Source organism: Corynebacterium sp. MSK071, from assembly GCF_030232125.1.
In the GTDB taxonomy this organism is placed as follows: Bacteria; Actinomycetota; Actinomycetes; order Mycobacteriales; family Mycobacteriaceae; genus Corynebacterium; species Corynebacterium kefirresidentii.
In genome coordinates this window covers 76,830-97,199 of the sequence record NZ_JASPJA010000005.1, presented here as the reverse complement: position 1 = coordinate 97,199, position 20,370 = coordinate 76,830, and the positions used below count along the sequence as shown (strand labels likewise).

The 20,370-nt window shown below is 57.8% G+C and carries 21 protein-coding genes; 3 read left to right on the top strand and 18 right to left on the bottom strand.

The features are described 5' to 3' along the window. Positions 1–265 precede the first annotated feature (265 nt). Positions 266–1,213, top strand: a complete 948-nt coding sequence (locus tag QP990_RS05480) for an HNH endonuclease signature motif containing protein (protein WP_234288103.1) — start codon at positions 266–268, stop codon at positions 1,211–1,213. Here the strand turns inward: QP990_RS05480 and QP990_RS05475 are convergent. The 6 genes from QP990_RS05475 to QP990_RS05450 are packed head-to-tail and all read right to left on the bottom strand — an operon-like array spanning position 1,210 to position 6,857. Further along, positions 1,210–2,325, bottom strand: coding sequence for a cysteine desulfurase family protein (locus QP990_RS05475; RefSeq protein WP_200287680.1), 1,116 nt, complete (start codon positions 2,323–2,325; stop codon positions 1,210–1,212). The two genes, QP990_RS05480 and QP990_RS05475, sit on opposite strands and share 4 nt — an antisense overlap. Further along, the gene (locus QP990_RS05470; protein ID WP_239208308.1) at positions 2,325–3,266 is read right to left on the bottom strand and encodes an electron transfer flavoprotein subunit alpha/FixB family protein; all 942 of its coding nucleotides are present in this window, start codon (positions 3,264–3,266) and stop codon (positions 2,325–2,327) included. Before QP990_RS05470 ends, QP990_RS05475 begins: the two co-directional genes overlap by 1 nt. 8 nt (positions 3,267–3,274) lie before the next feature. Beyond that, complete coding sequence (locus QP990_RS05465; RefSeq protein WP_023021736.1) at positions 3,275–4,057, bottom strand: electron transfer flavoprotein subunit beta/FixA family protein; 783 nt, start codon at positions 4,055–4,057, stop codon at positions 3,275–3,277. Between the two features lie 24 nt (positions 4,058–4,081). After that, positions 4,082–5,215, bottom strand: a complete 1,134-nt coding sequence (locus tag QP990_RS05460; protein ID WP_284798661.1) for a THUMP-like domain-containing protein — start codon at positions 5,213–5,215, stop codon at positions 4,082–4,084. Beyond that, positions 5,212–6,039 carry an NUDIX domain-containing protein gene (locus QP990_RS05455; protein WP_049361369.1) on the bottom strand — a complete coding sequence of 276 codons (828 nt, stop codon included), beginning with the start codon at positions 6,037–6,039 and terminating at the stop codon, positions 5,212–5,214. The genes QP990_RS05460 and QP990_RS05455 overlap by 4 nt, the downstream gene beginning before the upstream one ends. Beyond that, positions 6,036–6,857, bottom strand: coding sequence for an ABC transporter ATP-binding protein (locus QP990_RS05450; RefSeq protein WP_049361370.1), 822 nt, complete (start codon positions 6,855–6,857; stop codon positions 6,036–6,038). The genes QP990_RS05455 and QP990_RS05450 overlap by 4 nt, the downstream gene beginning before the upstream one ends. Before the next feature lie 58 nt (positions 6,858–6,915). Between QP990_RS05450 and QP990_RS05445 the strand changes: the two genes are divergently transcribed. Next, complete coding sequence (locus QP990_RS05445) at positions 6,916–8,925, top strand: maltotransferase domain-containing protein (protein WP_284798658.1); 2,010 nt, start codon at positions 6,916–6,918, stop codon at positions 8,923–8,925. A 44-nt stretch (positions 8,926–8,969) separates the two neighbouring features. After that, on the top strand, positions 8,970–11,087 hold the full coding sequence (gene glgB, locus QP990_RS05440) for a 1,4-alpha-glucan branching protein GlgB (RefSeq protein WP_239205702.1): 2,118 nt from the start codon (positions 8,970–8,972) through the stop codon (positions 11,085–11,087). A gap of 5 nt (positions 11,088–11,092) precedes the next feature. Here the strand turns inward: glgB and QP990_RS05435 are convergent, their stop codons facing one another. The 12 genes from QP990_RS05435 to QP990_RS05380 form a co-directional block, all read right to left on the bottom strand. Next, on the bottom strand, positions 11,093–11,485 hold the full coding sequence (locus QP990_RS05435; RefSeq protein ID WP_259824359.1) for a low molecular weight phosphatase family protein: 393 nt from the start codon (positions 11,483–11,485) through the stop codon (positions 11,093–11,095). A 20-nt stretch (positions 11,486–11,505) separates the two neighbouring features. Next, entirely contained in the window at positions 11,506–12,432 is a 927-nt protein-coding gene (locus tag QP990_RS05430) for a tetratricopeptide repeat protein (RefSeq protein ID WP_239208306.1), read from the bottom strand. Next, positions 12,433–12,741, bottom strand: coding sequence for a thiamine-binding protein (locus QP990_RS05425; RefSeq protein WP_034656448.1), 309 nt, complete (start codon positions 12,739–12,741; stop codon positions 12,433–12,435). It lies immediately after the preceding gene. Between the two features lie 10 nt (positions 12,742–12,751). Further along, on the bottom strand, positions 12,752–13,036 hold the full coding sequence (locus tag QP990_RS05420) for a hypothetical protein (RefSeq protein ID WP_080971253.1): 285 nt from the start codon (positions 13,034–13,036) through the stop codon (positions 12,752–12,754). Then, positions 13,036–13,728, bottom strand: a complete 693-nt coding sequence (gene nucS, locus QP990_RS05415) for an endonuclease NucS (protein ID WP_023021745.1) — start codon at positions 13,726–13,728, stop codon at positions 13,036–13,038. Before nucS ends, QP990_RS05420 begins: the two co-directional genes overlap by 1 nt. A 23-nt stretch (positions 13,729–13,751) precedes the next feature. Beyond that, on the bottom strand, positions 13,752–14,228 hold the full coding sequence (locus QP990_RS05410) for a DUF2550 domain-containing protein (RefSeq protein ID WP_023021746.1): 477 nt from the start codon (positions 14,226–14,228) through the stop codon (positions 13,752–13,754). 181 nt (positions 14,229–14,409) lie between these two features. Continuing rightward, positions 14,410–14,778 (bottom strand): F0F1 ATP synthase subunit epsilon, encoded by a 369-nt coding sequence (locus QP990_RS05405; RefSeq protein ID WP_086588747.1) that lies wholly within the window; start codon positions 14,776–14,778, stop codon positions 14,410–14,412. A gap of 10 nt (positions 14,779–14,788) precedes the next feature. Beyond that, positions 14,789–16,234 carry a F0F1 ATP synthase subunit beta gene (gene atpD / locus QP990_RS05400; RefSeq protein ID WP_049361377.1) on the bottom strand — a complete coding sequence of 482 codons (1,446 nt, stop codon included), beginning with the start codon at positions 16,232–16,234 and terminating at the stop codon, positions 14,789–14,791. Positions 16,235–16,237: 3 nt separating this feature from the next. Next, complete coding sequence (locus QP990_RS05395) at positions 16,238–17,227, bottom strand: F0F1 ATP synthase subunit gamma (protein WP_023021749.1); 990 nt, start codon at positions 17,225–17,227, stop codon at positions 16,238–16,240. A 50-nt stretch (positions 17,228–17,277) separates the two neighbouring features. After that, entirely contained in the window at positions 17,278–18,918 is a 1,641-nt protein-coding gene (gene atpA, locus QP990_RS05390; RefSeq protein WP_023021750.1) for a F0F1 ATP synthase subunit alpha, read from the bottom strand. 60 nt (positions 18,919–18,978) lie between these two features. After that, positions 18,979–19,794 (bottom strand): F0F1 ATP synthase subunit delta, encoded by an 816-nt coding sequence (locus QP990_RS05385; protein WP_239205708.1) that lies wholly within the window; start codon positions 19,792–19,794, stop codon positions 18,979–18,981. Positions 19,795–19,800: 6 nt separating this feature from the next. Beyond that, on the bottom strand, positions 19,801–20,370 hold the full coding sequence (locus QP990_RS05380; protein WP_023021752.1) for a F0F1 ATP synthase subunit B: 570 nt from the start codon (positions 20,368–20,370) through the stop codon (positions 19,801–19,803).

Below are 20,370 nucleotides of genomic sequence, written 5' to 3'. Positions count from 1 at the left end.
GTGAAGATTAGTTCAGCAGTTCTAATATTCGGGGGAAATAATTTTGGAAGCCTATTACATAGTCAATGATCCTAAAGATCCATTAGCAGTTAAAGCTACCGAAATCAGAAAGCAAGATTACCTTTTCTGGAAAGATGCCAAACCAGACTTAGAAGACGATTTCGACATTTCTTGCCATACCCTTGCCACCCGTACGGGATTGAGTGAGCGGCGCACGCGCGATATAACCATGGCGCTCTACCGGCTGGCTGAGTTACCTCTAACAATGACCCTGCAGGAAACCTACTACTTCCTGGATTTCTCTCGCCTCATTACTATCGACGCCGTACTTAGCAAGCTCGGTGATGTCCCTGCGGAAACCCTCGAGAGGATAGACCAAGAACTATCTCGTTATTTGACCCCCTCGAAGCCGGGACAGGTACTGCCCTCCAACACGAATTTACGGCGAAAACTCAATGGCCTCATTGCTATTGAAAACCCATCCACCGAAGAAAATAAAGAGGCTCCCACGAAGAATAACTCCTATTTCACCTACTCCAGCTTCGGTGGCAAAGCCGGGCTAGCAGTTGAATTTGACGAAACTACCCTTATAGCTATCGACGAACACATCAGCAAAGCCGCCGAGGAACATGGCCTTTCCAAGGCAGAAGCACTGGCCAAATTGATTCTGGGTGAAATTGAGTCTCGGACTAAGGTAGTTCTGCATATGTATCGCGCCCATGATCAGGAGTCTGCACCCGCGTTTATCCGGGGATTCGGATGGGTAAGCCCAGAGACCGCGGATAACCTGCGCCCCGCTCAGACGCGAGACATGGACTTAGCCAAAGAAATGGAAAGCGAAAGCTACGTTACTCCCCCGCTCATAGGCGCCTATGTGGAAGGCCGCGATGGGGTGTGCCGCTGGCCGGGGTGCTACCGCCCTGCGGAAAGCTGCCAGAAAGACCACCGCATTGACCATGCTCGGGGAGGGAAAACTGCAGGGAGCAATTTGGCTTCACTATGCCAGCACCACCATAACGTCAAGACTGACGGCGGTGCTTTTTATATCATGGATCCGCACACTGGGGACATTGTGTGGCTGTTTGATGATGGGCGCTGGGAATATGACGAGCCCCAAGGACCGCTAGCACCCAAGAACAAGAACTGGGCGCTAACGGTGGGCCAAGCTATCGCCGCCCGACGGGCAGCGGCGAAGGAAAGGAATGAAAGCTAGACGGATCGGGCTCGGGAGATTACCTCGGGAAGATGAGCCAACACGTAATCGACATCTTCTTCCGAAGTAAGCCGGCCTAGCGTAAAGCGCAAGGAACCGATTCCTTCAGCCTCGCTTACTCCCATCGCTTCCAGAACGTGAGACATGCGGTTTACACCTGCGCTACAGGCGCTGCCGGTTGAGGCCTCAATCTGCAGGGAATCTAGCAGCATGATGAGGCTATCGCCATCTGCACCAGGGAAAGAGACGTGCAAGTGAGAAGGCAAACACGGTTCAGTGGAATTGATGACTGCATTGTCAATGGTGGCGAGAATTCCATCGCGGAGCTTATTGCGAAGCGCGGAAATCCGCTCACCTTGAGTAGAAATTTCCGCGACGGATTCCTCCAAAGCCGCAGCTAGACCGGAAGCACCAGCGACGTCGACAGTTCCAGGACGAATTCCGCGCTCCTGCCCACCGCCATAGGCAATGGGTTGGGGTGAGGGACTCCGCTTGGCTAGAAGTAGGCCAATGCCGCGGGGACCGCCGAACTTGTGGGCGCTAGCTGCAAGGCTGGTGATCCCTAGGTGGGAAAAGTCGATGGGAACCTTTCCTACCGCTTGCACGGCATCAACGTGTACCGGTGTACCCACTGCGCTGGCTCGGGCGGCAATATCTTCGATGGGTTGAATGGCGCCGGTTTCGTTATTGGCCCACATGCAGGTAGCGACGTCGGCAAGCGTGTCTAGAGCCGACAGGTCTGCTATGTGTCCGGAGCGATCGACAGGAAGAATCTCGACGGCAGCACCCGAATTGTGCAGCTTAGCCACGGTATCGCGCACGGCGGGATGCTCAATATCGGTGGAAACTATGCGGTTTGTTTTACCGGCCGCATAAAGTCCCTGAATGGCGATATTGTCTGCCTCTGTGCCAGAAGAAGTGAAAATCACCTCGATTGGCTCGCAGCCGAGGAGTGAAGCAACCTTCTCGCGGGCATCATCGAGCACAGACCGAGCCTTGCGGCCGGAACCATACTGCGCGCCGGAGTTCAGGGAGCCAGCCGCAGCTACCCACGCGTCAATCGCGCTCTGGCGCATCGGCTGGGTAGCAGCGTAGTCAAAATAATGCGGCATTATTTGCGTGCCTTCAGTTCCTCGGTCAAGGCCGGGGCGATTTCATGGAGGTCACCCACAACGCCAAGGTCAGCGATCTGGAAAAATGGCTCATCCTGGTCCTGGTTGACCACCACAATAGTGCCAGAGGTCTGCATGCCGGAGGTGTGTTGGATAGCGCCGGAGATGCCCAAACCGATATAGAGTTCAGGCGAAACGGTAACGCCAGTCTGGCCGATCTGATAGGCAGCGTCATAGAAGCCTTCGTCTACCGCATCGCGGGTAGCGCCGACTGCGGCGCCGAGGGCGTCGGCAAGCGGCTCGATAACATCACCAAATTCATCACCCACGCCCCGGCCGCCAGCGACGACCACCTTGGCTTCGGTAATTTCCGGACGTGCAGATTTCTGGGCAGGGGTAAAGGAAGTTACCTTGACATCTTTGCCAGTAGCGGCCGGCAACGGCATCGGGGCTGGTTGCGCTTCCACCTGCTGTGGTGCGGCCTCTACCGCGCCTGGGCGCAGCGTATAGATCGGGCACTGGCCGGTAGCGGTAGAGGTAGTCTCATAGGAGCCACCAAAAATGGTCATCTGGGCGGAACCATCAGCGGCGATGCCGCTGACATTGACCAGTGCGCCGGAAGCGAGGCGGGCAGCTAGGCGGCCGGCAATCTCGTTATTGGCGGGAGTTGCGGCCAGCACGATAGGTGCGGGGTTCGCGGCGCCGAGAGCATGCAAGGCATCGACTTCTGGAATCAGGAGGCGCTGGTCATAGTCTTCGGCCGTTGCTTGGACCACCTGCGCGGCGCCAAGGGCGGCAAGGTCAGCATCGAACTTATCTGCCTGCTTGCCGACGACCACTGCAGACACCGTACCCAATTCGCGCGCGGCCGTAATCAGTTCTCCGGTAACGGGAAGGACTTTTTCCGCATCGTGCTCAACTAATACGTAAACGTGAGACATATCGACTCCTAAATCAAGTTCTTTGCGGCTAGGAAGTCAGCGATCTTCTTCGCTGCGTCTTGCGGGTTGGGCTCAGAAATAACCTCGCCAGCGGTGCGCGGTGGGCGCTTTTCGGCGGCCGAAACGGAGGTAGTGGGCGCAATTGCCTCAATTCCCAAATCAGCTAAGGAGAAAGTAGTGATTTCCGCCTTCTTAGCAGCCATCAATCCCTTGAAGTTAGGGAAGCGCGGCTTGTCGCTCTTATCGTTCACAGAAACAATTGCAGGCAGCGGCGCTTCTAGTTCCCAGGTGCCACGCGCATCATCTCGCGTGCCACGCAGCGTGCCGCCCGCCAGCTCTACCTTGTGCAGCCCGGTAAGGGCAGGCAGCTGGCGGTATTCGGCGAGCAATCCAGTAAGTAGGCCGGTCGAGGCATCGGAGGCCTCGGTGCCAGCGGTGATCAATTGGACGTCGTCAAGCTTGTTCAGCGCAGCGTTAAGAGTCCATGCGGTCGACAGCGCATCCGCTCCCGCCAGCGAATCATCGGAGACAAGCACCGCGTCATCGGCACCCATAGCCAGTGCCTTGCGCAATGCTTCGTCTGCCTGGGCCGGCCCCATGGTCAGCGCTACTACCTTATAACCCGCATCCGGGTTGTCGTCGCGCAGGCGCAGGGCTTGTTCCACGGAATACTCATTAACCTCATCAATGACGTTATCCACGGAGGTGCGATCCAGGGTGTGGTCATCTTCCAAAGACTTGGTAGACCACGTATCCGGCACGTGTTTGACCAGAGCCACGATAGTTGGCATTGGGCACTCACCTTTCCGATATATTTATGTTGCGTAATTATCCTCGGACGATGATACTCGGGGTTTGCACAGCAAGGCGATTCCTTGTGCGCCAATTCGCGTAATGATTACCGCAAAAGGCTTCTTCCCCTTGAGCTTCATCTTCTTCCGCAGCTGGTCAGGGTCCACTTCTACCCCGCGCACGAGGATTTCCAAGCTCCCCGCGTCATAGGATTTAAGTACGGATTTTAATCTCTTTAGGGGTACTTTTTCTATGAATGGAAATCCCGAGGCTCCCTGCGGAATCCTCTCCCCTGTCAGGTACGCGATGCGCTCATCGATTTGGTGCAGCCCTTCCCGTGCCGCGTAATGCCGCACCAAGCCGGAGCGCACAATGGCACCGTCCGGGTCAATGAGGTAGCTACCAATGTCTCCGGCCTCGGGCAGGTTTGTTTCTTGATCATCGAGGACGTCTAGCTTGTGTCCACGAATCATTACTGCCCTTCGGCCGGTTCCTAGGCCTGGGGTATAAAGGCAGGCTTCTTTTACTCCGCCGTCGACGCTTGCGACGGTAACAAGGCCGTTCCATTCGCTGAAATCAAGGCCGGGTGCACACTTAATGGCCAATTCCTTGTCTCGATGCTTGTCGACGACCTCTGGAAGCGGTGGCACGAGATCCTCCGGCCGGGTGATTCTTCTACCTCCGGCGCGACGGGCGGGATCTGCAAGGAGGACATCGGCAGTCGTTGTAGTGGTGAGCGCATCAGCGCGAAAGATCTTGGTCGAAGAAAGATTGTGCCTCGCCATTCTCACGCGCGACTCGTCCAAGTCTGAGCCAAAGTAGTCGAGCGGAGAATTTAGACCTTCCGTACCGATGGAGCAGGTGATGTCGTGGACGCTGCCCACCCCCTGCTCTGCAAGAAATGCCGCCCGGTATGCCGCAACCTCGACGGGGGTTGCTTGTTGGGCTGAGTCGGCGTCCATCAGCCAATCACTGGGAAGCTTGCCCGAACTACGTGCGGTCACCAGCTCCATGACTGCGCGGCCATAGTCGCCGAACTTCTCTTTCAAGACTTCGGTGTCTTTAAGCCGAGAAGCCTTGGTCAAGGTGAGATCGAGGTGAGCAATTTCCTCGTGGTGCTCAATCAAGAAGCTGACTTCTGCGGGGGTATAACTCATATGCGGTCTAAAGGGGTGGTGGAAAAGAATTCGCGGTAACGAGGGTCCTCGCGCGGATCCCCGATAACAGGGCGCAGGTCAGAAAAGGACGCATCATCGAGGACTTCTTGAACCGAGGAGTATCTGCTCAGCCTCTGCATCTGCGCCCAAGTAGGAATGACTAGGCGCACCAGCCCGGCGCGCCAGCCGTCCAGGATGAGCTGGGGAGAAAACCATCCGGCATCGTCCGCCTCGTCGGTATCCCCATCGGGTTCTTGGCCAGAGGGCAGCACCCCGACGAAAAAGAAGGTGTCGAACCAGTGGCTTTTTCCCTTTCCTACCCACCGTGCCCAGGGAAGGAGCATATCGGCGTCGACACGCATGCCGTTATTGCTGAGGAATTCGGTAAAGGAAATGGTGTGGCTCTCGAGTAGTTTTCGCTCCTTGTGATACCGCCGTGCATTGGAGACAATTCCGTCTTCGCGGATGGCAAAGAGGGTGCCGGCTTCCTCAAAGAGCTCCCGGGCAGCGGCGAATACTAGCGCGTGGGCTTTGTACTTTGTTACGCCCATCCGTCGGGCCATGGAGATGACGGATTTTCCGGCCCATAGTTCGCCCGAGTCCCAGGAACGCGGCGGAAAGTCGCGTGGGTCTACGCCGCCGCCGGGAAAGACCGAATGCCCCGGGTAATTGTGCATGGTGTGCACGCGCTCTTGTACCCATACTTCAAGACCGTCGGTGCCGTCCCGTAGAAGCAGGACGGTTGCCGCCAAGCGCCCACCGTTAAAGCCGGTGGTATCGCTGGCGTCAACGGCATCGATACGGTCATGAAAAGGGTTGGTCATAGAGAAGCTCGGCGGGCGAAGTATCGCTGTCCAATGCGGTCTACCTGAATGGGCTGGTGGAAGGCGCGAGTCAGGTTTTCTGAGGTGAGGACTGAATTAATCAGACCTTTTGCCACTACCTTACCCTCATCCAGCAGCATGGCGTGGGTAAATCCGTATGGGATCTCCTCCACGTGGTGGGTGATCATGACGATGGCTGGGGCATCTGGATCCATGGCTAGATCGCCGAGGTATCCCACCAGGTCTTCGCGGCCTCCCAGGTCCATTCCGGCGGAAGGCTCGTCTAGGATGAGCAGCTCTGGGTTAGTCATGAGTGCGCGGGCGAGGACGACGCGCTTCTTTTCGCCCTCTGACAATGTTCCCCAGGTGCGCTCCTTCAGGTGGGTTGCACCTACCTGGGCCAAAATCTCATCAGCGCGGGAGAAGTCCATGTCCTGATATTCCTCCCGCCAGCGGCCCAGCACTGCATAGCCTGCGGAGACGACGAGATCGTCCACGCGCTCATTTTCGGGGATTCGCGATTGCACTGCAGCGGAGGAGATGCCGATGAGCGCGCGCAGATCGCGCATATCAGTTTTGCCGATCTGCTCCCCCATCAAAAAGGCGGTGCCCTTCGACGGGAATTCTTCGGCCGCGGCCATGCGCACTAGCGAGGTCTTACCCGCGCCATTGGGGCCAATAATGACCCAGCGCTCATCGAGCTCCACTTGCCAGTCCACAGGACCAACGAGGGTCTTGCCGCCGCGGCGCAACTCGACGCCGCGAAAATCTACGAGCCAATCTTGATCTGTAGGAGTTACGTCGTTCACGCCCTCCATTGTGACTGATTTATTCTTTGCCCGGTGAAATTGACACAGCTGCATTAGTCTTATGGGCATGACTACTCGCCTTGGTATTGACGATGTCCGCCCGCTTATCTCCGCCGGTTCTGTAGCTTCTAAAGCCGTTGTGGGCGAGGTAATTCCTGTCACCGCACTGGTCTGGCGCGAAGGCCACGACGCGGTCTCAGCCACTTTGTCTGCCTGGGCGGCGCGGTCCACGGCTACGTCCTCTGTCACCATGCAGGTAGACCCCAAAGACCAAGATCGAGTGCACGGCGTCTTTACCCCAGGCACCCAAGGCACCTGGTACTTCCGCGTCGATGCCTGGTCCGATCCCATTGCTACGTGGAAGAACGCGGTTACTAAAAAGATGGCGGCTGGGCAATCCGCTGCCGAGTTGGCCAATGACTTCCAGCATGGTGCGGATCTATTTTCTCGGGCGGCTCTCCAGACCCCCTCGGATATTGTGGCGCCCCTCTTTGCTGCTGCACGGGACTTGGAGGATGAGTCCTTGGACGTCGATAAGCGCGTGCAGGTAGCGCTCTCGGACGAGGTCACAGACATCCTGCACTCCCATCCCCTGCGCGATCTCCTAGTAGAAGGCGCCATTCACGAGGTCTACGTGGAGCGCCCGGCCGCGCTTTATAACTCGTGGTATGAGCTCTTCCCCCGTTCCACGGGTGGCTGGGACAAAGAGGGAAATCCTGTGCACGGCACCTTCGACACTACTGCCCAAGCACTAGAGCGCGTGGCCGATATGGGCTTCGATACGGTGTATTTTCCACCCATTCATCCCATTGGCAAGGTGCACCGCAAGGGAAAAAATAACTCGGTCGTTGCTGAGCCCGGTGATGTGGGAAGCCCGTGGGCCATCCAGGACCACTCCACCACCCACCCCGAATTGGGCACAATAGAAGACTTCAAGAAGCTGGTCTCTCGCGCCGAGGAGCTTGGCCTGGAAGTAGCGCTTGATTTCGCGCTGCAGGCATCGCCCGACCACCCGTGGGCCACCAGCCACCCAGAATTTTTCACGGTCCTTCCTGATGGCACCATCGCCTACGCTGAGAACCCACCGAAGAAGTATCAGGATATCTATCCACTCAACTTCGATAACGCACCTGATGCCATCTACCACGAAATCTATGAAACGCTCATGATTTGGGTCGAAGCCGGAGTGAGCACTTTCCGCGTAGATAACCCACACACCAAGCCCGCCAACTTCTGGGATTGGCTGATTACCCGCGTACACGCCACCCACCCAGACGTCATCTTCTTGGCAGAGGCCTTTACCCGCGCCCCTCGCCTTTTCGGGCTAGCAAAAGCAGGCTTTTCCCAGTCCTATACCTACTTCACTTGGCAGACCACGAAGCATGAGCTCACCCAATTTGGCCAGATGCACGTAGAGCAGGCGGATATTTGCCGGCCTAATCTTTTTGTCAATACCCCGGATATCCTGCATGAATCTTTACAAACCGGGGGGCGCGCCATGTTCGCCATACGCGCTGTCCTCGCTGCCACCATGTCTCCACTATGGGGCGTGTACTCCGGTTTTGAGCTCTATGAGCACACCCCGGTAGCCCCAGGGTCCGAGGAATACCTCGATTCGGAGAAGTACGAATTGCGGCCGCGCGACTTTGCTGCTGCGGTTGCGTCAGGAGACTCTTTAGAGTCCTATATCCGGCTGCTCAATCAGATTCGCCGCGATAACCCCGCATTGCAACAACTGCGTACCCTCCGCTTCCATGACACCGACAATGACGCCATCATTGCCTATTCCAAGGCTGATCCAGCCACTGGCAATGTGGTCCTCGTCGTGGTCAACCTGGATCCGCGCAATGCGCAAGAAGCGACCGTTACGGTAGATATGCGCGCTATCGGCCGCCATCCCGGCGAGTCCTATACCGTCCAAGACACGATTACCGGCTCTGCCTATCACTGGTCCGAGCGCAATTTTGTGCGCTTAGAGCCGCTTCGCGACGTCGCCCATGTCTTCGTCCTTCCCCCTGCCGACCACGCCCTGCAGGAGCAGCTCACCTGGCGCGAGGTCACCGACTATCGCCCGTAAACATTTGTCCACCGGAACGCGCCCAATCTAGGTACCCTGATTATATGAACATCCCGGCCGCTGACCTCGCTCGCCTCAATGACTGCCGCCACCATGACCCACACGGATTCTACGGCTGGCATGAAGGTACCGTCCGTACCCGCCAGCCTGGTGCCACCGCGGTACAACTTCATACCCCCACACAATCCTTGTCTATGAATTTGGTGGGCGACGATATCTGGGAAGCGGAAGTAGGCGAGAACTGCGACTACCGCCTCGAAATCTCCTACCCCGGCGCCCCTACCCGCACCGTGGCAGACGGATATCATTTCCTGCCCACCATCGGCTCTCTAGATCTGCACCTTATCGGCGAAGGTCGCCACGAGCGCCTTTGGGATGTCCTCGGCGCCAACCTACGCTCTTATGACACAGAGATGGGCCCCGTAAGCGGTGTGTCCTTTGCCGTATGGGCCCCCAATGCCCAAGGTGTTGCCGTCGTGGGCGATTTCTGCGGCTGGAATCCTACCCAGTACCCCATGCGTTCGCTCGGTTCTACCGGCGTATGGGAGGTCTTTGTCCCAGGCATCGGTGCTGGCGAACACTATAAGTTCGCCATCTTTAGCCAGGAAGGCCGCCAAGACAAGGCCGACCCATTGGCCAAGCGCACCACCTGTCCGCCGGAAACGGACTCGATCGTGGATTCCACCAGCTTCGGCTGGTCTGATTCCGCGTGGATGGACAAGCGCACCGGCAACCTCGATGTCCCGATGAGCATCTATGAGGTCCACGTTGGCTCGTGGAAGGTCGGGGCGAATTATAACCGACTTCGCGAGGAGCTCATCCCTTATCTCAAGGAGCATGGTTTTACCCACGTCGAGCTCTTGCCCGTGGCCGAGCACCCCTTCGGCGGCTCTTGGGGCTACCAAGTCTCTGGCTATTACTCGCCTTCAGCGCGGTGGGGCTCGCCGGATGAGTTCCGCGCATTAGTCAATGCACTGCACGAAAACGGCATCGGGGTCATCGTGGACTGGGTGCCAGCCCACTTCCCCAAAGATGACTGGGCCTTAGGCCGCTTCGATGGTCAAGCGCTTTATGAGCACCCCGATCCCCGCCGCGGCGAGCAAGCCGACTGGGGTACCTATGTTTTTGACTTTGGCCGCAATGAGGTGCGCAATTTCCTCGTAGCCAACGCCCTGTATTGGGCTGAAGAATTCCACATTGACGGCCTGCGCGTAGACGCCGTCGCTTCCATGCTTTACCTGGACTACTCCCGCGATGAATGGCTACCCAATCAGTTTGGCGGGCGCGAGAATTTAGAAGCCGTCCAATTCCTGCAGGAAACCAACGCCACCCTCAACCGCACCCATCCTGGCGTACTCACCATCGCCGAGGAATCCACCTCCTGGCCGGGCGTTACCGCTCCTACTTCCGAGAACGGGCTGGGCTTTTCCCTGAAGTGGAATATGGGATGGATGAATGACACCCTGGAGTACTTCAAGCACGAGCCCATCCACCGCTCCTATCACCATGGCGAGCTCACCTTCTCCATGGTGTATGCCTATTCTGAGCGCTACGTGTTGCCGTTTAGCCACGACGAAGTAGTCCACGGCAAGGGTTCACTGTGGCAGCGCATGCCTGGCGACGACTGGAATAAGGCCGCCGGATTGCGCGCTTTGTATGGCTACATGTTCTCCCACCCTGGCAAGAATCTGCTCTTCATGGGCCAGGAATTTGGACAAACCACCGAGTGGTCCGAGGAGCATTCCGTGGATTGGGGCAACCTCGATGGTTGGGGCAATGAGTGGCACCGGGGCATTAAGCGCCTCGTGCGCGATATCAACCTCATTTACCGCGACACCCCAGCTTTGTGGAGCCAGGATTTTAGCCAAGACGGCTTCCAATGGGTCAAGGCCGATGACTCGAACAATAACGTGCTGGGTTACGTCCGCTATGGCGCGGACGGGTCTGCCTTGCTCGCTGTGTGCAACCTGTCGGGTTCTTCCATTCCCAACTACGGCCTCTGGGTTCCACGTGATGGTGCTTGGAAAATGGTACTTAACACCGATGATGCCGTTTATGAGGGCGCTGGGAACCCGCTTCCTCAGCATATTCACGTGGCGGATAATTCCGCCACGCTTCACCTACCGGCCAACTCGGTGCAGTGGTACGTACTGGAGCAATAAAACGCCTATCGCTGCGTGCGTAGGAACTCCACCACGCGCGCTTCGATATCATCGCGAAGCGCATCCATGCGCTCTTCACCTTCCAGACCACGCAACGAGGGATCCTCGATGGCCCACCTCTGCGCTGGCCCGTCATATTCCGCATCACCTACCACGATGACGTGGTCGACAGCGGCAGCAAGGTGGGGATCCACTAGAGCAGGAGTACCAGTCATTTCTGCCCCCACCTTCGCGAGGGAAGCTTTGGCCTCTTGATTGATGCCCTGCTGGATATGTTCCGGGGAAGTTTGCACCCCAGCCGAGTAAATATCCCACTCAGGCGCATGCTTGGCGGCAAGCGCCGCAGCCATCTGCGACTTGCCGCGATTTGTATTGCACAGGAAAAGCACTGAAGTCATGCTTTCCCATCCTACCCAAGCTAGTACAGGGCACTCGCCAGCTTGGTGCGAGCTTCCATCACGCGCGGGTCATTGCCCTCAAAGAGCCCGAAGAGCTCCAGCAAGCGCTCGCGCACGCGAGCTTTCTCATCACCGGCCGTTGCCTTCATCGTCTCGATGAGGCGATCAAAGGCCTTTTCTGGGGCGCCGGCAACCACTTCGGCGTCGGCAGCACGCATCTGCTTATCGACGTCCCCCTTGTCCCCTTCCGCAGCCGCAATCGGATCCTCGGTCTGGTTGGCAGGATCAAGGCGCTTGAGCAGTACGGTTGTATCGCGGGCCTGCTTAATCTGCACGTTTTCGGGCTCAGCCTCCAAGATGGAGTTATAGACCTTAAGAGCACCATCAAAATCGCCAGCATTTAAGAAGCCCTCTGCTTCTTGGAGGCGCGGATCCTCTTCTTCCTCTTGGGTCTGGGGCTCTCCCGCATCGCTCTGTAGGCCCTTCAACTGTGGGCCAACATTCTGCACCAAGGCATCTACCCATTGTTTTAGCGCATCTAGTGGTTGTGCACCCTCGAAATTCGTCAGCGGCTGCCCAGCGCCCAGGGCCACCACAGTGGGGAGGTTCTTCACGCCAAAGGCCTGCGCAACCTGTGGGGTAGTATCTGCATCCACGTAGGCAACTAGGAAACTGCGGTTTCCTTGCGCGGCCAACCCCTGTAGGTCGGTCTTTAGCTGCTCCGACTGCGTGGAACGGGCGGTGCCAATGAGAACAATCACCGGAACTTCCGTAGAACGGCGCACCACGTCCTGGTCGAAGTTAGCTTCCGTCACAGTGAAGAAGGGTTGGATCCCGCCAGCAGTGGTCTGCGGAGATTCCTGTGCCTTCTGCCGTGCCTCGGCCCGCGCCTTTACTTGGCTGAGGTCGAGCGCGCCTCCTACATAAGCATTATTTGCTGAAGTCATCTAGTCCTCCTTTGCAAGGCGGCGGTTAACCGCATCTACCTTGTCAGTCAGTTGATTGGTTACGCCCTCGCGAATATCAGCCTTGACCACCAAAGATGTGCGCGGGGATACCGCACGCACCGCGTCAGTGGCCTTCTTAATAGTTCCAAAGACCTCGTCCCACTCGCCTTCAAGCAGGGTGAACATGGCATTGGTCTCGTTAGGAAGGCCGGATTCGCGGACTACGCGCACGGCCTCAGCGACGGCGTCAGCCATTTCTTGGGAATCATTATTAACTACTGCAGGGGCTACAGAGAATGCAACAATCATGCCCGCTAGTCTACCTACGCTCCCAGCAGTGGCGGTGCCAGTGCCGACGATCATCGCCCTGGCGGCCCACGTCGCGCGGCCACGCCACGATATGAGCCACCCCGGGAGGAATATTTTGATTACACCCTGGGCACACATAGTACTTTTGGGCACGCGCAGAACCGATATGCCGCATAACATAGGGTTCACCGTGCGTCCAGCTAGGCCCCTCGACCGTCTGCGAGCCGAGAAAAGTCGACCCATCTTTAGGCAAGGATCGAAGCTCGAGCGGTTTGCGTCTATTCCGCCGTGGCATTAGAACAATCGCAATTCGTTCGACTCAAGTCCGCGGAGTTCCTGATAGTCCAGTACGACGCACCGAATGCCTCGGTCCTCTGCTAGCGTGCGGGCCTGCGGTTTGATTTCCTGGGCCGCGAATACACCAGATACTGGGGCCAGAAGCTCATCACGGTTAAGCAACTCCAGATACCTCGTCAGCTGCTCCACGCCATCAATCCCACCACGGCGCTTCACCTCGATGGCAACATTTTTGTTGTTTTCATCTTTCGCCATAATGTCTACCGGGCCTATCGCCGTTGGGTATTCGCGGCGTACCAGCGTATAGCTATCGCCCAAGGTATCGATCTGGTCTGCCAAAAGCTCTTGCAAGTGAGCCTCCACGCCGTCTTTGACTAGGCCTGGGTCTTCACCCATGTCATAGGAGATTTCCTCATGGATCTCAGCAATTGTAATGCGCAACTGCTCGCCTTTAGGATTTTCCACCAGCCACAAAACCTCGCCGGTATCGTCACCGTCTAGGTCCTCAATGGCGGATTCTTTTAACGTGCACGGAGGGGTCATCCAATTAAGCGGCTTATACGCGCGGTCATCAGCATGCACGGATACAGAGCCGTCAGCCTTGACGATGAGTAGACGGTCTGCCATGGGAAGGTGGGCATCCAAACGGCCCACGTAATCTACGGAGCATCGGGCGATTACTAAACGCATGCCCTCTACCCTAGCGGGTAACCTTATCGCTTGGATTGACGGGTAGCGCGCTGGCGAAGTTGCCGGAAGTCGAAGCGCTGCTGACGTTTGGATGGTGCGGCCTCTACCCACGCCCCGAAGGCCATAATGCCGTGGGCATCAGATGCCAACTCATATTCCCGGCCCTTGACCCGAAAGCGCACAACCTCGGTGGCGGCAGACATAAAAGAAGCCTCGGCATCATCGAGCGAGCGGGTGCTTACTACTTCGATGTCGAGGCGGTTGATACGCAGATCGCAGCGCGGAGAAACGGAGCGGAGCTTGAAATACTCCACAAATTCGCCTTCATAACGCAGCGAACCATGGCGCCAAGAAAGGGAATTTCTAGCGGGTACTCGGCGTAGCAAGACGGCAGTGCCGCGGGCACGCACGGTAAAAAAGCGAAGCGCAGCCAGAAAAATAACCAGCAATAGGGCCACGCCAAGGGCCCACAGAAGCACTGTAACCACCGTTGAATTCATGGGCCTTCACGCCATCCTCGCTTTGTGGAGAAACTGATTCTTGAATTGTAGCGCTTGGCAGGACCTATACGCCAATAAGAAAAGGCAAAGAAAACGCAAAAAGGCGCCCCGGTTTAAACCGGGGCGCCTTTAGAGAGCAGGAAGGGCGGCTATTGCTGCCCTCTCCTATCAATCCAAGGTACTAAGCCTTGGCGCGGCGGACAGCACGCTGTGCGGCCTCGCCACGGGACTTGGCGAGCTCGTGCTCAGAAGCAAAGTCCTTCTGAGCCTTCTCCTCATCCACCTCATCGGACCAGATGGCCCAATCAGCGAGGACGGTGATCTTGTCCTGGGTAACGGAGAGGAAACCACCCTGCACGGCGGCGACGCGGCGCTCGCCGTCCACTGGGTGGATGGTCACCACGCCATTATCGATCAACTGACCGATCATTGGCTCGTGACCGGGAAGCACGCCGATCTCACCCTCGGTGGTCTCAGCCGTGACCATGGAGGCCTGTCCAGACCACAGCAGGCGCTCGACGGAAACCAATTCGGCGGTGATGTCAGCCATGTGCCTCTCCCTACTTCTCGTTCAACTTCTTGTATGCAGCCTCGACGTCGTCAAGGCCGCCCAAGCCGTTGAAAGCCTGCTCTGGGTAGTGGTCAAACTCGCCATCGCAGATGCGCTCGAAGGCGTCGATGGTCTCGGACAGCGGTACGTAGGAGCCCGGCAGGCCGGTGAACTTCTGCGCAACGAAGAAGTTCTGGCCCAAGAAGCGCTCGATACGACGGGCACGCTGAACGGTGACCTTGTCTTCCTCAGACAGCTCGTCCATACCAAGGATGGCGATGATGTCCTGGAGTTCCTTGTTCTTCTGCAGAATACCGATGACGCGCTGTGCAACCTCGTAGTGCTTCTCGCCGACGATACCTGGCTCGAGAATACGAGAGGTAGAAGTCAGCGGGTTCACTGCCGGGTAAATACCCTTGGAGGCAATAGCACGGTCCAGCTCGGTGGTGGCGTCCAAGTGAGCGAACGTCGTAGCCGGAGCCGGGTCGGTGTAGTCATCGGCAGGAACGTAAACGGCCTGCAGGGACGTAATGGAACGGCCCTTGGTCGAGGTAATGCGCTCCTGCAAAACACCCATCTCATCAGCCAAGGTCGGCTGGTAGCCCACGGCGGAAGGCATACGACCCAGCAGGGTCGAAACCTCAGAGCCGGCCTGGGTGAAACGGAAGATGTTGTCAATGAACAGCAGCACGTCCTGGTTCTGCACATCGCGGAAGTACTCCGCCATGGTCAGGCCGGACAGAGCCACACGCATACGGACTCCTGGCGGCTCATCCATCTGGCCGAAGACAAGGGCGGTATCTTGCAGCACGCCCATTTCTTCCATTTCCAGGAAGAGGTCGGTGCCCTCACGGGTACGCTCGCCGACGCCGGCGAAGACGGAGGTACCGGAGAACTCGCGGGCGATACGGGTAATCATCTCCTGAATCAGAACGGTCTTACCCACACCTGCACCGCCGAACAGGCCGATCTTGCCGCCCTTGACGTACGGGGTCAGCAGGTCGATGACCTTAATGCCGGTCTCCAGAATCTCGGTCTTACCCTCGAGCTGGTCGAACGCTGGCGGCTCGCGGTGGATTCCCCACTGCTCGCCATCGCGGCCGAGACCCGGCTCATCGAGGCAATCACCGAGGGCGTTGAAGACGTGGCCCTTGACGACGTCGCCGACCGGCACGGAAATTGGCTTTCCGGAGTCGATGACCTCGGCACCGCGGACGAGGCCGTCGGTCGGTGCCATAGACACGGTACGGACAAGGTTGTCACCGAGGTGCTGAGCGACCTCGAGGGTGACGGTCTTTGCAACAGCTTCGAGCTTGATGTCGACGTGCAGTGCGTTGTACAGGGCCGGCAGTGCCTCACGTGGGAACTCCACGTCCACAACCGGACCGATGACGCGCACGACACGACCGGCGACTGCCGAAGACTGTGCATTCTGCTCTTGCAGAGCTGTAGTCATAATCTAGTCACTTTCTGCGCTGTCAGATAGCGCGCCAGCGCCACCGACGATCTCTGAAATTTCCTGGGTAATCTGTGCCTGACGGGCCTGGTTAGCCACGCGGGAGAGGTCTTCGACCATCTCGGTTGCGTTGTCAGTAGCAGACTTCATAGCTGTACGGCGTGCAGCGGACTCGGAGGCAGAAGCCTCCAAGAACATAGCAAACAGGATACGCGAGACGTACTGCGGAAGCAGAGCTTCCATCAGCGTATCTGCGTCCGGCTCGAATTCGAATCCGGCGGCAACATCCTCCGCAGATTCGGCGTCGGACAGAGCGGAGTCACCGAGGTGGTACTCCTCATCCTGAATAACCGGCTCAACTGGCAACAGCTGCTGTGCGCGCGCAGTCTGGGTCAACATGGACTCAAACTCGGTGTAGACAACGTGTACCTGGTCAAAGCCACGTACACCTACGCCCTCACCCTGCGCATGCAGGCCGTCGCGGCCCTTGGTAGTGCCGTTGGAACCAGCAATAAAGCCATCAATCAGGTGACGGCGCACATCGTGGGTGGCCTCCCAGGTTGGGTCCTGAGAGAAACCGCCCCAGCTGCCAACTACCTCGTCCTCGCGGAACTTGTAGTGGCCGATGCCCTTGTTGCCGGTAACGTACCGAACTACCTCGTAGCCCTTGCTTTCCAGGAGAGCTTGCAGCTGTGCGGCCTTCTTGAAGACGTTGTTGTTGTAGCCGCCACACATACCGCGGTCAGAAGTGACCACGAGAATGGCTGCGACGTTTCCGTCTTCGCGCTCACGCAGCATGTCATGCTCCAACGTAGAGGCGGAAGCCAGCTTATTCATGATGCTGGTCATCTCAGTCGCATAAGGCTGAGATGCTTCTACCCTGGCCTGCGCCTTGGTAATGCGCGAGGTAGCAATAAGCTCCTGGGCCTTGGTGATCTTCTTAGTCGAATTAACGGACCGGATGCGGTCACGTAGTTCGCGAAGATTAGCCATCGTTTCTCCTCCCTTCTTTAATCTAGACGGTTAGTTATGAGTTCTGAACTCTACTTAGCCGTCTTGCGGGAGACGTTGAGCTCGGTGTTCTTTACGTCGCTTTCATCCAAAGGCTCTACCGGTGCCTCAGAGCCCAAGTTATGGCCTTCGGAGGTGCGGAAGGTCGGCTGGAAATCCTTAGCTGCCGCAACCAATGCGTCCTTGGACTCATCGGTTAGCGGCTTGCCGCCGGAAATCTGCTCAAAGACCTCTGGGGTGTTGGCGTTGAGGTATTCGTGTACCTCGTCCTCGAAGCGGCGGACGTCTTCAACGGGAACGACGTCGAAGATGCCAGCCTCGGCGAGGTAGATGGATACCATCTGGTACTCCACCGGCTGCGGGGAGGACTCGGACTGCTTCAGCAGCTCAACCAGACGGGAACCGCGCTCCAGCTGAGCCTTGGAGGCAGCATCCAGGTCAGATGCGAATGCCGCGAAGGCCTGCAGATCACGGTAGGAGGCTAGGTCCAGACGCAGGTTACCGGCAACCTTCTTCATGCCCTTGGTCTGTGCAGCGCCACCGACACGGGAGACGGAAACACCGACGTTAATAGCCGGACGAACACCCTGGTTGAACAGGTCGGACTCCAGGAAGACCTGGCCGTCAGTAATAGAAATGACGTTGGTCGGAATGAAGGCGCCGACGTCGTTTGCCTTGGTCTCGATGATCGGCAGTGCGGTCATGGAGCCAGCACCCATGTCGTCGGAAAGCTTGGCAGCACGCTCCAGCAGGCGGGAGTGCAGGTAGAACACATCGCCCGGGTATGCCTCGCGTCCCGGGGGACGGCGCAGCAGCAAGGAAATGGCACGGTAGGCCTCAGCCTGCTTGGTCAGATCATCGTAGATAACCAGGACGTGGTTGCCCTGGTACATCCAGTGCTGGCCCAGCGCTGCACCGGAGAACGGTGCCAACCACTTGAAGCCGGCGGAATCGGAAGCCGGTGCGGCCACGATGGTGGTGTAATCGAGTGCGCCGTGCTCCTCAAGGGTGCGGCGCACACCAGCGATGGTCGAGCCCTTCTGGCCAATTGCGACGTAGATGCAGCGTACCTGCTTATCCTTGTCGCCGGACTCCCAGTTAGCCTTCTGGTTCAAAATGGTATCGATGCACACCGCGGTCTTACCGGTCTTACGGTCACCGATGACCAGCTGACGCTGGCCACGGCCGATCGGGGTCATTGCGTCGATAGCCTTGATGCCGGTCTGCATTGGCTCTTCAACCGGCTGGCGCTGCAGCACGGACGGTGCCTGCAGCTCGAGGACGCGCTCCTCTTCAGCGTTGATTGGGCCCATGCCGTCAATCGGCTGACCCAAAGGGTTAATTACGCGGCCGAGGAATTCCTCGCCCACTGGGATGGAGAGAACCTCGCCGGTCCTCTTAACCTCGTCGCCCTCCTTGAGGGACTCGAAGTTGCCCAGGACCACGACACCGATGGAGTTAGTGTCAAGGTTCTGTGCGACGCCAATCACGCCGCCTGGGAACTCGAGCAGCTCATTCGCCATAACGGACGGCAGGCCAGAAACCTGCGCAATACCGTCAGCTGCCGAAATGACCACGCCGACCTCCTCACGGGAGGCCTCCGCGGAGTAGCTCGAGGTGTAGTTCGCAATCGCACTACGGATCTCGTCGGAGGAGATCGTCAGCTCCGCCATGTTCTTCCTGCTCTCGGTAGTATCTTCCAGCACTTACTTAAATCGTTTCTGTCGTTTCGGCTACGCCATCTGGGCACGCAGGCGAGCAATCTTGCCTGCCGTAGAACCGTCAATGACTTCATCGCCGACGCGGATGCGCATGCCACCGAGGAGGCTGGTGTCAACCTCAGAGTGAATGGACATCGCACGACCATAAATTTTGCCCAGCTTCTCAGCGAGTACTGCTTGCTGGCCTTCGTTTAGTTCACCCGCTGCGGTAACACGCGCAATGGTGCGGTCCTGCAGGTCTGCTGCAGAATCAGCCAAAGCGGCCACATCATCGATCGGGTTCTGCTCTGGGCGGGAGATGGCCTGAAGCACCAGTGCCTCAGTAAACATCGTGACCTTGCCATAGAGCACGTTTGCCAGCAATCCGCGCTTGCGGGCGGAATCAGCAGTTCGGTCGGAAAGCAGCTGGGTGAGCTCGCCCTCGCGGTCAAGGATCTGGGAAAGGCGGAAGAGTTCGTCTTCTACCTGGCCCAGCTGGCCCTGCGCCTCAGCGCCACGCAGCAGTGCGCGGCGGCCCAAGGAAACCAATCCCTTGACAAAGTCCTTCGGAGTGGACCACTGTACGGCCGCAGCTTCCTGAATGATGCGCAGCGCACCACCAGAAATCTTGGAGCCAAAAAGGTTCTCCGCTAGGGACTTACGTGCCTCGCTCGGGGCGGCGATATCGGTGAATGCAACGCGCAGTTCGCGGTCATCATCCAAGACATCGACAACCTCAAAGATGTCCAAGCCCGCCTGTGCGGCGGTGGCGACGTTATTCTCGCCAGCAAGGATTTCATCCAAGCGAGATTGCGAGGTTGCGAGTGCTTCGCGGCTAGCTGCCTTCATAGTTGCCTACTTTCCGGCCGGTGCCACAGAGTCGAGCTCGGACAAGAAGCCATCAATGGTGGAGGACTTCTTAGAGGCGTCGGAAAGCTCGCCGCCCAGAATCTTCTCCGCCAGGTTGATGGAGTTCTGGCCCATTTCGGAACGCAGCTCAGTAACAACCTGCGAACGGGAAGCCTCCAGCTGCTTCTCGCCGTTGGCGACGATGCGGCGGGACTCTTCTTCCGCGTTGGTCTTGGCCTCGGCCTCGATCTGCTTGCCGCGCTCGCGCGCCTGCTCGCGAATCTCGGCTGCCTCTGCACGGGCATCAGCCAGCTGAGCATTGTACTTTTCCAGAGCAGCCTTGGCCTCGGCCTGCTGAGCCTTGGCACGCTTCAAGCCGCCCTCGATCCGGTCTTCACGCTCTGCCAACATCTTGCTGTACATAGGAATTACAAACTTCCAGAACAGCAACAGAATTACGATGAAGCACAGCAAAGACCAGAAAATGTCATAGTTCTTGGGCAGAAGAACAGAGAAACTACCCGAACCTGGGTTATCTCCGCCCTCTGCTGCAAGCAAGTAAACGACGTTATTCAT